Raw genomic sequence first — 16,046 nt, forward strand, 5'->3', positions numbered from 1 at the left:
GCCGGAGTATCCATCCGTCGCCCCTCCCGATGCTGGCAGGCCAGGCCTTGCCCTGGCGGCGGTCCAGCCCTTCAGCCCTTCAGCCCTCAGGCCGTCAGCCCGTCGGCGCGGCCAGCATCGCCGAGGCCTCCTGCTGCCGGCGCGGCATCCCGCCGATGCTGCGGGACAGTGCCATGTCGAGCATGGCCCCCTCCATCAACATCCTCAGCGAGGTCGGCTCCGACATCGCCTGCGATAACAGGGCTGCCTGCAGGGGCGCCACCGAGCTGGGCGGCGACTTCAACACCTGGGTCAGCGGCAGCGGGGAGCGCCACAAGGTTTTCCCGCCGAAAGTCCGGAGGGGGAGCGGTCCGTCGTAGCCAGGCGTCGTCTCATGGATCCCATACGCGCCCAGTATCCCGACGTCCACCAGGCGCTGAAGCGCGGACGCCGCATTCGCCAGGACGCGCGCTTCCCCGGTCTTGCGCGGCGTGTCGGGCCGGTCGGCGGGGAGGTACAGGGGCTCGCCGCCCTGGACCTCCTTGAGCGTGAGCAGGGTCAACGCGAAGGGCAACGCGGCTTCGGCGGACCGCGCCTCTCCGAGTCGATCGGACGACAGGGCGAGCAGCTTGTCATACAGACCGTCGGTCACTTCCAGGAGGACGCCGGGACCGGGCACCAGCCGCACCGCGTCGCCCAGCGCGGACCGGTCGCCGCAGATCGCGCGGATCAGCAGTCCGCTGAAGGTGGACGAATCGCCGGGCGACATCCAACGGATCGCGGATCGCTCGATGTCGGCGCGCAGGGGCACGAGGTCGGCGGCGTCCAACCTGGCCTGGCTCCAGGTCTCGTAGGGCAGCTGGTCGACGAGCACCAGCGCTCGTTCGGTGTCCGAGACACCGTCTTTCACGAGATCGAAGATCTCCTCGGTGCGTACGCCCAGCCCGTGCAGGCGGCGGATCCACCGTTCGACGCCCGGGTCGAGCGCCGGTCGCGCATCGCTCATGGCCCAGGCGATCGACAACGCCCGGTCCCTGATCACCGCGGACTCGAAATGCCGCATCCGGTCGATCTCCTCGACGGTGCGGATGCCGGCGTTGAAGACCGTCGTGATCTCGTCCGGCCTCATGCCGAGGCTCAGCATGTACAGGCCGGGTTCCTGGAAGACGGCGAGCGGGGACACCTCGGTCGTCCAGGGACCGCCTGCCTGCGGCTGCCGCCAGTCGAGGACGCCGTGCTCCGGTCGGGCGTCGGAAAGGACGGTCACCTTCAGCAGGCCGGCGTCGCGGACCGCCTGGAGGTCGCCGGCGATCCTGCGACGCATGACCAGGCCATCGTTGGCGGCGGACAGGTCGCGCGTCCGCCGCGGCAGATGGAATGCGTAGGGAAGGTCGGAGGCGGCGGAGAGGAGGATGTCCGCCAGCGTTTCGGGCACGAAGCACACCTGCGCGTCGTAGCGCTCGAAGAGGGCCTGGCGACCGGTCCGCCACGCGTCGATGACGGTCTTCATCGTCTGGCCCACCAGCAGCACGGCCTCCTTGCCGGCCCTGAGCGGATCCTGGATGGAGGCGCCGTGCAGCAGCGCTGCCGCGAACTGGAGCGCCTGCGGCAAGGCGTCCGGTTCGCGGGCGACGGCCCGGAGAATGAGGTCGGTCAGTCGGTCCAGGCCGGGCAGGATCGGCAGGTCGGCGCCCGGGTAGACGGCGGCCATCAGGCCCTCCTTCACGCCGAGGCGATGGCGCGCGAAGGCTCCCGTCGAGAACCGTTCGTAGCCCCACTGGTCGTGGCCCAGGCCCTTGAGGAGCGTCAGCGCCCTGTGCAGCGGACCGTCGGAGGCGCCGATGGCGGCCAAGGCCGCCGGTTCGATGTCGCCGGGGAAGGGCCTGTCCACGATCGCAGAATCCGGCGTCCGCGCCGCGCCCGGACGCGGCAGGGACAACGCGATGGCGTCGAGCGCCGCGCGCAGCGCCGCTTCGCCGGGCGAGGACCCGGTCGGTCTCCGGAGTTGCCGGAGTTGCAGAGGGAGTCCGGACATCCAGGCGGCCACGTTGGCGAGCTGCAGGAGCAGGGGAGCCGTTGCCCCGACGGCCTGGCCCTCATCGGCGTGCAGGACGAGCCGGCGATGGAGCGTCGTCGCCAGATGGATGAGACCGTCCGCCGCCAGGAGGAAGGGCGCGTCGAAGGCGGCCGTCGGCCGCGCCATGCCGTCCGCTGGCGGCGTCAGGAGTTCCCTCAAGCGCGGCGCGTCGAGATCGACGGGCCGGGTCGCGGTCCGCTGACCGCCGAGCGTGAGCGTGCGCCAGCCCGGCAGGTGCAGCGCCCTGGCCACGGCCCGGGGGTCTCCCGAGGCGGCGTCGAGCACCGCCTCGACCAGGGCGTCGTCATGGCCCGGCGCAAGGTCGGCGAGGTCCGCGCCATGGCCGGTCCGCCACGACGACCACGCGTCGTGCAGGACCGGCGCCATCGCGGCCCTGTCGATCGCCACCGGGGCAGCCGCTGGCGGCAGCAGGTCCGCGAGCAGGAAGGCCCGCGATCCTGCCGACCATCCCTGCCGCGCTTCGCGCAACAGTACCGTCGCCGGCACGAAGGGCTTGAGCCGGTCGAGGTCGTCCCAGATCTCCTCGGTCAGGCGGGGCTGCGTCAGGAGGTCGTCCGCGAGAAGCGCCGGCGCAAGCGCGCCGAGACGCTGGCGCATCTCGACCGCGCGCGACACGGCAGCCTCCGTCATGACGCCGCGGGCCATCAGCGCGTCGCTGTCCTCGCGGCTGTAGCCGCCCGCCATCAGGCGCGCGATCATCGGACTCAGGCCCGCCTCGGCGGTGGTGAAAGTCACCTCGGTGAGCCAGGCGTCGATCGGATATTTCCCGGCGAAGCCGCCCAGGCGATAGCGTCGATAGGGCACGCCCTGGGTGTCGACGACGATTCGCAGATCCTTCTCACCGTCGATCCGGAGATCCCCGGAGAGATTCACCTCCTGTCCGTCGGCCCCGATCGCATGAAGGCGCCAGAACCCGGTCCCCCAACGGGCCGGACTTCCGTCGGGTCGCGGTGCTGCCGCAAAGGACAGTTCAAGGCCGGACAGCGCCACGGCATGCTTGAATTCGACGCTCAGCAAGGGCCGCTCCGCCGACAGAAACCGCGACAGATGGATGTCGGGATCGCCCGAACTCTCAAAGATGAAGGGGCGCCAGGCGGTGACCTCGCCCGGCGTCTTGACACCGTCCACAAGATTGCCGGGCACGCTCCGTCCCCACCAGACCGTCGCCTGCAAGGGTGGATCGATCACGACCTCCGCGAAACCCTTCTCGCGCAGGCGTGCGCTCGGATCGGGCGCCAGCGTCGCCGCGGCGATCTCCCTGTCGCGCGCCCAGGTCCGGCTGCTGCCTTCGGGGTGAAGGCGCGCGGCCCGCTTCCTGGCGGCATCGTGCAGTCGGGCCACCTCCGCGATGTCCCGATGCGGCGCCAGGCTCGGCAACACGACGTCGCCCGGGACGAGGTCGTACCGGACGCCCGCCTCGGGGGCGTCATGCGCCAGGTCGAACCAGTCTCCGGACGCGTCCAGGCGAAGGTATTTGCGGACGACGAGGCGGGATGGCCGTGAGCCTGGCCGCTCGCCGAGCACGCCCTGGGCGTCGACGGAGACGAGTTCCGATCGATCTCCCGACCCCTCGTAGGCCAGCCGGTTGGCATTGCCTAGCAGCAGATCCTGCGCCGACACCCGGGCGTCCCGCAGCCGTTTCAGCATCGCGTGATCATGGACGCCCGCACGTTGCAAGCCGTCGATCCAGGATTCGTCCATCGTGCCCACGGCGACCATCGCCGCTGCGAGTCTCTCGGCGACCTCGGCCGGCCGTCCCTTGATCCGGAGGACCTGCTCGAGCAGGGAGGCGGTGCGGCCCGTGGCGACGAACGGATCGTCCGGCCCTGCAGACAGCAGCCGGGCAAATTCGTCCAGGTGGCGCCGAAGTTCCCCGGCCGGCAGCGCATCGCCGGGCTGTGCGCGCGCCCACGCCTCGAAGACATCTAGCACCTCCAGCGGCAGATCGTGGAGCAGCACCCGCTCCGCATAGGTCCAGGGGATGCCGTCGGCGGCGAGGTGCGCCAGCAGCAGGCCGTGCCGGTCCGGTGTCAGGACCGTGTCGACATCGCTGGCGGCATAGGCGTCGAGGAACGCGGCGGGGAGCGCGACGTCGGCCGCCGAAGCGACGTGGAGCAGATCGCGCAGGCGCCGGAGGTGGGCGGGGCGCGTCGACCGGATCGCCTGCGCGACGGTCGCGGGCAGGCCCATCATTTCCAGGTAGAGCCGCACGGCGCCTGGATCGACCTCGGACGTTTCATCGTCCGTGCCGTTGACCAGGATCCGGGCGACCCGGGACACCTGCTTCACCCGGGGCTCGTCGACGATGCCGCGGGCATGCAGCAGCGCGAGCGTCGCTGCCGGCGCGCCCATGGACTGGTAGCGCCGCCAGGTCTGCGCCAGTCCGTCCGCCAGAAGCGGGTGGAGCCCGTCGCCACCGGGGAAGGTCTCGTACCGCCCGGCCTGCCAGGACAGCGGATCGATCTCGAAGTGGCGGAAAGTCCGGTAGTAGTCCCTGATGACGACCTTGGACGAGGTCTCGTCAGCGCCGGAGGAGAGCAGGAGCGAGTGGCCCTCCCTGAGGAAACGGGTGCCCTGGCCCAGCGCGATGTGCCGGGTGAGCGTTCCCTCCGCGAAGCGGGAGCCGTCCGTCCAGGCCGCCCCCCGCGGAGCCTGGACGAAATGGCTTCCCGGCACGAATCCGGGCACCCGCCCGTCGGCGGGATCGTCGGCGTACATCATCACCCCGCTGGCATGGATCACCGGGATCGCATGACGGTGGCCGTGCGGCCCGAGGCCCAGCGCCAGATGACGGGCGCCCGGATCCGAGGCGTGACCGCGGAGCCGGATGGTGGCGTCGCCCGTGTCGATGAGCAGATCGTCGGCGTCGCGCCGGAAGCGCAGACGTGCCGGATCGACCGCCAGGTGAAGGACATCGCGCTCACCGTCGTTCGCGGTGTTGTCGATCACGATCGACCGACCCGCCGGGATCCGGTAGTCGTCGGCCCCCTCGCCGCCCTTCAGCACTTCAGCGCGCGGGAGCAAGGCGGCATCGAGCACATCGTCCCCCGCAGTGCCCGTCGCGATCCGGTCGTCGACCGCAAGCGCCTGGCCGTCCGAGGCGACTGGCGCGGGCGTGACGTCCAAGGGCAGGCCCATGCCCGGGGCCGCCATCGCGCGCATGGTGCGCATCGGGCCCTGGTCCGGATCGCCCGGCGCGGGACGCATCAGCATCACCGCCCCCTGCGGCGTCGCATCGCTCCGGGCCCACAGGATCGGACCCGGACGCCCGACGTCCGCGCCGTTCGGCGCAGGCAGCATCAAGCTCAGCGGCGTGTAGCCGGACGGCGCATCGCCGGGGGCGAGTTCCTGGATGCGCACCCCATCGTCGACCCGGTGGTACCGCAGCCGCGACACGGGGACGTCCAGCAGGATGTCCAGCAGGACCACGGTGCGTGGTGCCGCATGGAAAGCGCCGCCGCCGGCCGCCAGCTGATAGCGCGTGCGCGCCGGGTCGCCGCCCAGCCGTCGGCGCGAGGCATGCGTGCGGGCATCCAGGAACAGGGTCTTGTCCATCGTGGCGGAGGACTGCGGTCCTGATCGGCTCGCCTCGCCCGGGTTCGCCAGCACCATCCGTGTGCCGAGCGCATCGACGATCAGCAGCTGCCGGTCGCGCGGCACCTCCTCCGACCGCCGGAAGAAGTCGATCAGGACCAGCCGATCCTGCCCGTGTCCCAGGATCAGCCAGTCGCCGTCCCGGCCGAACGTGAGCGCCTCATGAAGCATCCCGGTCTGGACGACCGTGTCCGCGGGCTGGTCGTACCGGTACTCGATGACCGCGCTGGCGCCCGGCGACCAGACGGCCACATCGTTCGATGTCGTCGTGATCCAGTTCCAGTGGCCGGGCCGCAGGATATAGGTGTTGCGACCGCCGCCGCCCGCGATGCGCCCGGACCTCGCCTCGACGTCGAACAGGTCGTCGTCGGGGCCGCCCTGCAGGTCCACCATGGCGGCATCGCGGATCGTCAGTCGTTCGACATGGGCCATCCGCGTGTCGCGTCCGACGCCCTTGCCGGTCTGCCTGACGGAGAGAAGGTAGCGCCGCTGCGGCGCCTCTTCCTCCGGGTCCGGCCGCAGGATGACATCGGCCCGCCCGGCGTGGAGCACCACATCGTCGACGCCCTCGTGCCCGTCGATGCGGCCCCGGCTGCCGCTGTCCAGCAGGAACCGGTCGCGGCCGCGTCCGCCGACGACGTCCTTGTCGGCGCCGGCCATCTCGATCCACTGGTCGGCCGGTTCGTCGCGGACGACGGGCGCACCCGCACCACGGACATCCAGCCCCAGCCAGGCGATGCCGGGGGGGCGTCCCGTCGGGATGGCGTCCCGCTGGAGGGTCTTCTGCGCCACGGCGTCCGCAGGCCTGTCCTGGAGAACGAACGAATAGGACGGATCCTGGTGCGGCACGTGGAAGGTCGCATGTGTCACGACGACCCGCCGGTCGGGATAGTGCACCGTCCCGATGCCGAGCTTGGCCAGACCGTCGGCGCGGAAAGCCATCAGGTCCTCCCACGCCTCCTTCAATGCGGCCTGGCGCGCGGCCGCGGCGTCGACGGCCGTCTTCGAGACTTCCGCGCGGGCGATGGCGTCGTTGCGCACGCCGAAGAACAAGGCAAATGCGGTGGCGATCGCGTCGCCCGTCGACATCGACTCCCTCAGGTGATCACCGTATTCGTCCATCCACAGGCCGGTGTTGACGGGGCCGGCGACGGCCAGCGTCAGCAAGGCGATCGCCAGCCCTGCCGGTCCGGCGGCGCTCGCGACGACGCCCAGGGAGAGGGAGGTCGAGAACGCCGCGGCCACCGTCACCCCGGACAGGACCAGCCCGGCGGTGGCGAAGGTGGTGACCATCACGGTATTGGCCACCAGCGACCGGTAGGCGTAGCTGTCGGTGCCGAGTCCGCTCTTGTGGAACTCTTTCCACTGCAGGCCGATCAGGATCAGCCCCAGGGCGGAAAGCGGCAGGTCGACCGCGCCGCCGGCCAGCGCCCTGCTGATCAGAGTGAGCACCCGGGACCGGCCGACGATGCCGAGGGCCGAGAGCCAGGCGCCCAGCCTGGCGGTCAAGGGCGTGATCAGGAGGCTGGACGTCTGGACGATGGACAGTCCTTTCATGGCCGCATCCATCGTGCGCCAGCCCTGGGCGATCTGGTAGGCGCCGATCGCCGTGTTCACCGCGCCGAGGCCCCAGTTGGTGGAACTGGCCCAGTCGACGCGGCGCAGCGAGGCGCGGACCGCCCGGAGCTTGGTGACGAGACGGCTGGCGGCCTTCCCGGCCGGCGAGGCGACCACGCGGTTGAACACAGCCTCCGGCAAGCTCAGGAATCTGCCCGCCGTACGCATGAGCAGCGCATCGTCGTTGCCGGCGATGACTGCTGTCAGTTTGTCCACCTGCAGACGGGGCGCGCCTTGCGCGTCGACGTCCACCATGCCGTCGGCGCGCAGGCCGGTCAGGGCGTTGTCCTCGGTGATCGCCGACAGACCCCAGGGGTCCTCCCTGCCCGGCGCCGACTGGCGCGCAATGCCCGCCATGGCTCGCTCCAGCACCGTGCCGGGCATCGCGTCGGACGTGAGAGGCAAGGGGCCGATCGCGTCGATGTCGATGCCGTCGAAGAAGGCGCGAGCCTGCGGCGGCCACGCCGCGAGCAGCCTGCTGCTCATGGTGGAGTTGCCGCCCGACCCGCCATTGGGCTTGGGGTCGCGCGTCCACTGCCGCATCGTCTTGTCCGGAGGCAGGCGCTTCTCGCTGCGGTCGATGACGACGTCCTTCCCGACCGGCGCGCTGCCGTCCGCCCCGCGCTTGATGGTGAAGGTCAAGGCATCGCCCGGCTCCGGCCACCGCCATGGTTCGAGGCTGTGGCGCTGTGTCAGCGTCCCCCCGTCGCCGTAGCCGCTCACGATCGTCCGGTAGGCCGTGGCCTGGGCGTCCGGCAGGAGGTAGCCCAGACCGTTGGCCTCGCGGAGGAACGCCGAGGTATAGCTGCCCTTGAAGGCGCTCGACTCCAGCGCGCAACCATGCAGCGAGATCTGCTGCACGCGCCGCGGCAGGCCGAGCTTCCGCAGGGCCGTGTCCACCTTGGCCGCCAGCATCTCTGCCGGATGGGAACCCATCTCCCGACTCAGCCCGTCCGGCGCGGTGCGCACGTGGGCGCCCATCTCCACCTTGATGGTGACCGACGGCGACAGCTTCTTGAGCAGGTTCCCGCCGCTCACGACGCGCACCTCACCGTCCATGCCGATCTGCACCCACACCGCCGAATCGGGGTATCGCGCCCGCAACGCCGCGGCCTGCTCGAGCTCCAGCGCGCTGTCCTCGAGTTGCAGATAGAGCCGCAGATGCGTCCGTGGCGTCGTGGGCTCACGGGTGGGCATCGGATCGACGGGAACTGGGCCCCACGCGTCAAGCGGCGAGCCCTGGCGCGCCGCCGGAACGACCTGATCGTCCAGGTAGCGCAGGTTGTCGACGTCGACCGCCCAATCGCCCTCCGTCCGCCGCCGGGCCAGGACCAGATCGACCACGCGGATCTGGTCCCCCGCCAGCACGATCTCCGACGGGAGATCGCGCAGCCCCAGCGCGTCGCCCGACTGGAAATGCACGGTGATGAAATCATCCAGCAGGCGGATCTGCCCGTCCTGACGGACCCGGTCCGCCAACGCTGCCGGATCCGCGATGCCGTCGAAGCGCAGGATGGTTCTCCGCCTGGTCCCGCCGTTCCCGCCGCCGTCGATGGTCAGGGTGCCGGCGCGGCGGTCCAGTGTGGTCTGCGCGATCCTCGCCAGCGGCGCGCGCAGCGGATGCGCATCGTCCACCCGCGCGGGGATCGTCCGCAGCGTCTCCAGCGTGCCGGACGCTTGACCGCTCCGGAATTCGCTCAGCGACTCGAGACGCCCGTCGCCATGGCGGATCGACGGCGCCGGCGTCAGGCCGCGCGAGGACCATTGCTCCACGAGCGGCAGCAGTCTCTGCAGCACCAGTCGACGCGCGTCCGCTTCGAACTTCGTCGGCGCGGTATTCGGTGCCAGCTTCAGGTCCTGCGCCGCCACCGTCCAGGAAGCCCCGCCGACCGACGCCCGCGTCGCCTGCTCGATCGCACGCCACACGGCGGCGGCCCTGCGTTGTCCGGACACCTGCAACGGCAGCCGGCCCGCGGCCTCCGCGCCGCCCGACAACAGGTTGAGAAAGACCGCTTCTGACGGGACCAGGCGGAATGTCGGTGCGTCGGCCGTGATGGTCCAGCCGTCCGCACCGACGACAAAGGCGATTCGTTCCGTGATCGGATCCAGCGCTCGCCCGAGTTTCTTGCGGGCGCCGTCCAGCGCGGCGAGGTCATAGCCCTCGATGGCGTCGACGACGTCGCCCACGGCCCCCTCTATCAGGGAAAAGACGTCATCGGCGCGGCCCTGGCCGATGTTCTCCGCCAGCATGTTTCGCAGGTCGGCCTCCGACAGCCCCGACGGGAAAGGCAGGGCGCCAGCCTCTTCCGGGATCTTCCCGCTGCCCATGACGGTGTACTTCAGCACCTCGCGCTGCAATGTCATGCGATCGTCGACGGACAGGCGGATCTTTCCTGCCATGCTCTGGATCTCCAGCGACTGCAGTGCCGCGAACCACTTGGCGATCAGGCCGGTTCGCGGCGTCTGGACCCGGCGATCCCCGCCCATCGTCGCCCACTCCGACCGGAGCGGGGGGAATAGACGACGGTCGGCTGGCGCTCCAGGCAGCGCTTGCGGCAAAGCAGTCGGCCAGCGTTGCCGGAACTCGCTCAACGACGCGAGGTTCCCCTCGGGGATGCGGATTTCCGGCGCCGGCGCCAGCGCGCCTGCGGCCCACTGCTCCACGAGCGGCAGCAGCACTCTCAGCCCCATCTGACGCGCCTGCGCCTCCGGTGTCGCCGTCCTGACGTTCAGGACCAGGTCGTGCGCCTCCACCGACCAGGCAGCCCCGAGGACCACCGACCGCGTCGCCTGTTCGATCGCCCGCCACAAGCCGGCGGCTCTGCGTCGCCCGGACACTGCCGCGTTCGACCTGGACCCGGCCTCCACCGCGCCGGACAGCAGGTTGAGGAAGACCGCCTCCGACGGCGGCAGCCGGAACTTCGGCGCATCGGGCGCCTGATTCCAACCGTCCGCGGCGATGAGGAAGACGGACCGCTCCGTGATCGGATCGAGTGCGCTCCGCAGCATGTCCCGAGCAGTGCCCAGCGAGCCGACGTCGAACTTCTCGATCGCGACAGCGACGGCATCCACCGCGCCGCCGATGCGGGAGAAGACGTCGACGGCCACCTCCTGGCCGACGTTCTGCTTCAGCATTCTCAGCAGCTCCGAGTCGTGGAGCCCGGAAGCGGGCGGCGGTGCGTCGTCTCCCTCCGCGACAGGCACGCTGCCTCTGACGGCGTACCTGAGCAACTCGCTTCGCAAGACCATGCGGTCCTTGTCAGTCAGAGCCAGCCTGCCGATCAGGCCGTCGCGGTCCACCGGAGATGACAGCTGTCCTTTCAAGGCCTCGATCCACGGGGGGATCAAGCCCGGTCGCGGTGCCACCGTGGCCTTCGCAAGTGCCCCGGTGGTCGCCCCCCGCACGTCCAGAGGGGGAATCGGGGGGCGCGACGTCTGAGCCGTGGCCCCCTCCTTCGGCAGAGGGACATAGAGGTTGGGGGGATTGGGCAAGCGATTCTCCTGTCGAGCGTGAACGTCCCTCAGTTGCGACCGCGTGCCAACGGTTGCAGGCGCTTTTCCCTGCGCCACTACACTGCCGCCCGATGCTGAACCGCATTTCCTTCCGCCAGATGCTGCTGATCGGCTTCCTGTCGATCGCCGGCCTGCTCGCCGCCGCGTCGCTGGGCGGCCTGCTGACGCTCGAACGCCTGACCGTGCAGAGCCGCGAAGCCGTCGTGCGCGCCGCGCGCATGAGCAGCGAGGTCCAGCAGCTCGGCGACCGCGGGGTCAGCATGGAACGCGCCGCGCGGCAGTACGCCGTCCTGGAAGACCACGTGCTGCGCAAACGCTTCGAGGAAGACGCCGACGACGCCGAGCGCCTGCTCGACCTGCTGCGCACGCAAGGCCTGACCCCCGCGCCGCTGCAGGCGTGGAAAGCCAAGCTCGACGAGATCCGCGCGCTGATGGGCACGCCCCGGGGCGTCAACCCGCGCAAGCGCGAAACCGACCTGATGACGCGTTTCCGCGAGCTCGGCGGCCTGACCGGCGGCCTCGCCGAGGACGTCCGCCGCCACGCCGAGACCAGCAACCGCGTGCTGCAGGACAAGCTGGAGAACGGCCGCGTGCTGCTCGGCCAGCAGGTGCTGGGCGCGATCGGCATCGCCGTGCTGCTGTCGCTGGTGTTCGGCATCTTCCTGACCCGCCCGCTGCGCCACCTCGCGCGCGCCATCAAGGGACTGGGCGAGAACCGCCTGGACGACCGCATCGAGATCCGAGGGCCCGCCGACCTGCGCGTCATCGGCCAGCGTCTGGACTGGCTGCGCTTGCGGCTGGCCGAGCTCGATGCCGACAAGGCGCGTTTCCTGCGGCACGTCTCGCACGAGCTCAAGACCCCGCTGGCCGCGCTGCGCGAAGGCACCGCCCTGCTGGAGGACGAGGTCGCCGGCCCGCTCAACGAGAAGCAGAAGGAAGTGACCCGCATCCTGCGCGACAACACCGCCGTGCTGCAGCGCCAGATCGAGGACCTGCTGCGCTTCAACGCCGCCGCCTTCGAGGCGCGCGACCTCAAGCCGCAGCGCACCGAGCTCGTGTCCCTGATCCAGGGCACGATCGACCACCAGCGCCTGCAGTGGCAGGCACGCGGATTGCAGGTCAGCCTGTCCGGCGGACCGCTCGAGGCGGAGGTCGACCCGGCCAAGATCGCGGCCGCGGTCGGCAATCTCCTCTCCAATGCGATACGCTTCGCCCCGCCCGGCGGCCGCGTCGACATCGACCTCGCGCGCCAGGGCGGCCAGCTCACCATCGACCTGCGCGACAACGGCCCCGGCGTCGCGCCGACCGACCAGGCCCGCATCTTCGAACCCTTCTACCGCGGCGAACGCCAACCCGACGACGCGCTCAAGGGCACCGGCATCGGCCTGTCCATCGTCACCGAATACATCGCCGCCCACGGCGGTCACATCGACCTGCTGCCCGCCGACCAGGGCGCCCATTTCAGAATCACGCTGCCATGCGCCCACAAGCCCCGGTTCCTGAAGTCCTCGAACGCATGACGTCCGCCGCCCGAGCTTTCCCGTTCGCCGCCGCCACCGCCACGAGCACCGCCGTCATCGCCGCGCTGCTGGCCAGCGGCTGCGCCCAGCAGCCCCCCAGGACCATCGTCAAGGAAGTCCGCGTGCAGGTGCCGGTGCAGGTGCCCGTCGTCGCGCCGACCGACAACGTCGCGCGCATCGTGCTCAACCTCAACGACCGGCTGCGCCAGATGAGCCCGCTGGAGCTCGCGCAGGAAGTCGCCCCGCGCGACGACGCCGCCCTGCCGCCCGGCAACGCCGTGCAGCTCGCGCTCGCGCTGATGTTCAGCCATGCCAACGGCGAGACCTTCCGCGCCCAGACGCTGCTCGACCAGGTCTTGCGCGACGCCCGCCCCGAAGCCGACGAATGGCGCCCGATGGCCCAGTTCCTCGTCGACCGCGTGGCCGAGCAGCGCCGCATGGAAGGCGAACTCGACAAGACCCGCCTGGCCCGCGACGACCTGCAGCGCCGCCTGGACGACGCGAACCGCAAGCTGGAGGCGCTGAAGGCGATCGAACGCAGCCTGGGCGGCCCGCGCTCGGCGTTGGACAAGCCATGAGCGCAGCGGACAAGGACTGCGCATGAGCGGCGGTGCGAAGCTCCTCATCGTCGACGACGACGCCGACCTCCTGAAGCTGCTGCAGATGCGGCTGGAAGCGGCCGGCTACGACGTCACCGCCGTCGGCAGCGCCGAGGCCGCGCTCGCCAAGCTGGATGTGCAGCGGCCCGCGCTGGTGCTCAGCGACGTGCAGCTCCCCGGCATGGACGGCCTGGCGCTGTTCAACACGATCCGCGAGCGCCACCCCGCCCTGCCCGTCATCCTGCTGACCGCCCACGGCACCATCCCCGACGCCGTCGCCGCGACCGCCCAGGGCGTCTACACCTACCTGACCAAGCCCTTCGACGGCCGCGCGCTGCTCGACACCATCGCGCAAGCCCTGACCCTCACCGCCGTCCACCAGGACGACAGCCCCGACCAGCTCTGGCGCGAGTCCATCGTCAGCCGCTCCAACGTGATGGCCGAAGTGCTGGCCGAGGCGCGGCTGGTGTCGGCCTCCCAGGCGCCGGTGCTGATCCGCGGCGAGAGCGGCAGCGGCAAGGAATTGCTCGCCCGCGCCATCCACGCCGCCAGTCCGCGCGCCAAGCGGCCGTTCGTCGCCGTCAACTGCGGCGCGATCCCCGAACCGCTGCTGGAGTCCGAGCTCTTCGGCCACGTCAAGGGCGCCTTCACCGGAGCGCTGGCCAACCCCCGCGGCCTGTTCCAGGCCGCCGACGGCGGCACGCTGCTGCTCGACGAGATCGGCGACATGCCGCTGCCGCTGCAGGTCAAGCTGCTGCGGGTGCTGCAGGAGCACCAGGTGCGCCCGGTGGGCGCCAGCGCCTCGGTGCCCATCGACGTCCGCATCCTCTCCGCGACCCACCGCGACCTCGAAGCCGCGCTGGCCGAAGGCCAGTTCCGCGAAGACCTCTACTACCGCCTCAACGTCGTCAGCCTGACGCTGCCCACGCTGGACGAGCGCCGCGAGGACATCCCGCTGCTCGCGCAACACTTCCTGCAGAAGCTCGCCACCAAGTACGACAAGCGGCTCAACGGCTTCGCGCCCGAGGCGCTGAAGGCGCTCACCATGGCCGCGTGGCCGGGCAACGTGCGCCAGCTCCACAACGTCGTGGAGCAGGTCAGCGCGCTGGCCACCTCGCCGCTGATCCCGCTCTCGCTGGTGCAGCGTGCGCTGCGCTCGCCCAGCATCGAAGTACTTCCTTACGCCGAGGCGCGACAGCGCTTCGAACGCGAGTACCTGGTGGGCCTGCTCAAGCTCACCGACGGCAACGTGGCCGATGCCGCGCGGCTCGCCGACCGCAACCGGACCGAGTTCTACCGCTTGCTGCAGCGCAACGGGCTTGACCCCTCCATGTTCCGCGCCGACGGGCCTGTCGCCGAATAGCGACAAGAAAATCCCTTTCAAATCAACCACTTGGAAGAACCGGCGGCAATCGCGTCGCCCTCCGGCGACAGAAATTTCCGTGTGCGGCACCGCACCAACGACGTAAGTTGTTGATTTAAAACAATTTTCCCATGTGGCACAGGCCTTGCATCAGGTGTGTCACATGAGAAATATTCACACCCCCTCCTCTCGGGTCCTCATCCAGGCGGCCAGTGCCCGCCTCCAGGCCGGCCAGCGTCGGTGGATGGGGTCGTTCCTCGGGCTCACGGTCGGCGCCGCGCTGCTGGCGGCCACCGCCGCGGCGCAAGCCTTCGGCTTCGACGAGGTGGCCGAGCGCGCCAAGGCGCTCGCGGCCAAGCCCTACGTCGCGCCGCCGGACACGCTGCCGGTCGAGTTGAAGAACCTCAACTACGACCAGATGCGCGACATCCGGTTCAAGCCGGCCAAGGCGCTGTGGCGCGAGGAAAAGCTGCCCTTCGAGCTGATGTTCTTCCACCTGGGTCACTACCAGACCCAGGCCGTGCGCATCAACGAGATCGTCGGCGGCCAGGCAAAGCCTGTCCCCTTCAGGCGCGAGGACTTCGACTACGGCAAGAACAGCCAGCTGTCGCCGCAGAAGTGGGGTGACGTCGGCTACGCCGGTTTCCGCGCGCATTACGCGCTCAACAGCGACAAGTACAAGGACGAACTGGCCGTCTTCCTGGGCGCGAGCTACTTCCGCGTCCTCGGCGCCAACCAGCATTACGGCCTGTCGGCGCGCGGCCTGGCCATCGACACCGTCGGCGGCAAGGGCGAGGAATTCCCGCGCTTCACCGAGTTCTGGATCGAGCGCCCCGCGGCCGACGCCAAGTCGCTGACGGTGCACGCGCTGCTGGACTCGCAACGCGCCAGCGGCGTCTACACCTTCGTGATCAAGCCGGGCGCCGAGACCGTCGTCGAGACGCGCGTCCGCCTCTTCATGCGCACGCCGGTCGCCACGCTGGCGATGGCCCCGCTGACCAGCATGTACCTGTTCGGCGAGAACCAGCCGCAGAAGGGCGACTTCCGCCCCGAGGTCCACGACAGCGACGGCCTGATGGTCGCGAGCTCGACGGGCGAATGGATCTGGCGTCCGCTGATCAACCCGAACGGCACGCTGACGACCTCGTTCACGCTGCCCGGCGTGAAGGGCTTCGGCCTGATGCAGCGCGACCGCAAGTTCGCCAACTATGAGGACACCGAGGCGCGCTACGAGATGCGGCCCTCCGCCTGGGTCGAGCCGACCAGCGACTGGGGTCCGGGCCGCGTGGAGCTGATGTCGCTGCACACGCCCGACGAGACGCACGACAACATCGTCGCCTACTGGGTGCCCGCCAGGCAGCCGGCCCCCGGCCAGCCGCTGGACTACTCGTACCGCCTGCACCTGCAGGGCGAGCAGCAGCAACGTCCGCCCGGCGCCTGGGCCGTGCAGTCGCGCACCGGCTACAGCTACGCCAAGCTCGACAAGAACGAGCAGCAGTTCATCGTCGATTTCGAAGGCCCGTCGCTGGCCGCGCTGCCGGCCGGCGCCGAGGTCAAGGCCGTCGCGAGCACCAACGCCAACGGCGAGGTCACCGAAGTCAACGCCTACCCGAACCCGGTCACCGGCGGCTGGCGCATGGCCGTCCGCATCAAGCAGGTCCGCCCCGGTCAGTCGACCGAGCTGCGCGCCTTCCTCCAGACGAAGCAACAGGTCCTCACCGAGACCTGGAGCCTGGTTCTTCCTCCCCAGTGAAGGAGCACGA

Annotated in this window: 5 protein-coding genes; 4 read left to right on the forward strand and 1 reads right to left on the reverse strand. The window is 70.3% G+C overall.

Features of this window, described 5'->3' with window-relative positions:
• Positions 1 to 94: 94 nt before the first annotated feature.
• Positions 95 to 10,423, reverse strand: coding sequence for a C80 family cysteine peptidase (locus PV762_RS08320; RefSeq protein ID WP_421034566.1), 10,329 nt, complete (start codon positions 10,421 to 10,423; stop codon positions 95 to 97).
• A 449-nt stretch (positions 10,424 to 10,872) separates the two neighbouring features.
• On the opposite strand from PV762_RS08320, the gene PV762_RS08325 reads away from it, so the two are divergent.
• The 4 genes from PV762_RS08325 to PV762_RS08340 all read left to right on the forward strand — a co-directional run bounded on the left by PV762_RS08325 (position 10,873) and on the right by PV762_RS08340 (position 16,036).
• Complete coding sequence (locus tag PV762_RS08325; protein WP_421034567.1) at positions 10,873 to 12,321, forward strand: ATP-binding protein; 1,449 nt, start codon at positions 10,873 to 10,875, stop codon at positions 12,319 to 12,321.
• Entirely contained in the window at positions 12,318 to 12,899 is a 582-nt protein-coding gene (locus PV762_RS08330; RefSeq protein WP_421034568.1) for a hypothetical protein, read from the forward strand. The genes PV762_RS08325 and PV762_RS08330 overlap by 4 nt, the downstream gene beginning before the upstream one ends.
• A 22-nt stretch (positions 12,900 to 12,921) precedes the next feature.
• Positions 12,922 to 14,283: a sigma 54-interacting transcriptional regulator gene (locus PV762_RS08335; RefSeq protein ID WP_421034569.1), complete on the forward strand. Its 1,362-nt coding sequence runs from the start codon at positions 12,922 to 12,924 to the stop codon at positions 14,281 to 14,283.
• A gap of 244 nt (positions 14,284 to 14,527) precedes the next feature.
• The gene (locus PV762_RS08340; RefSeq protein ID WP_421034827.1) at positions 14,528 to 16,036 is read left to right on the forward strand and encodes a glucan biosynthesis protein G; all 1,509 of its coding nucleotides are present in this window, start codon (positions 14,528 to 14,530) and stop codon (positions 16,034 to 16,036) included.
• The last annotated feature ends 10 nt before the right edge of the window (positions 16,037 to 16,046 follow it).

Origin of the sequence: Mitsuaria sp. CC2 (assembly GCF_048957715.1) — a bacterium.
In the GTDB taxonomy this organism is placed as follows: domain Bacteria; phylum Pseudomonadota; class Gammaproteobacteria; order Burkholderiales; family Burkholderiaceae_C; genus Roseateles.

Coding starts and splice junctions, on each gene's coding strand:
- PV762_RS08320 (WP_421034566.1), bottom strand. CDS start 10,423: ATGCTGAAGCAGAACGTCGGCCAGGAGGTGGCCGTCGACGTCTTCTCC.
- PV762_RS08325 (WP_421034567.1), top strand. CDS start 10,873: ATGCTGAACCGCATTTCCTTCCGCCAGATGCTGCTGATCGGCTTCCTG.
- PV762_RS08330 (WP_421034568.1), top strand. CDS start 12,318: ATGACGTCCGCCGCCCGAGCTTTCCCGTTCGCCGCCGCCACCGCCACG.
- PV762_RS08335 (WP_421034569.1), top strand. CDS start 12,922: ATGAGCGGCGGTGCGAAGCTCCTCATCGTCGACGACGACGCCGACCTC.
- PV762_RS08340 (WP_421034827.1), top strand. CDS start 14,528: ATGGGGTCGTTCCTCGGGCTCACGGTCGGCGCCGCGCTGCTGGCGGCC.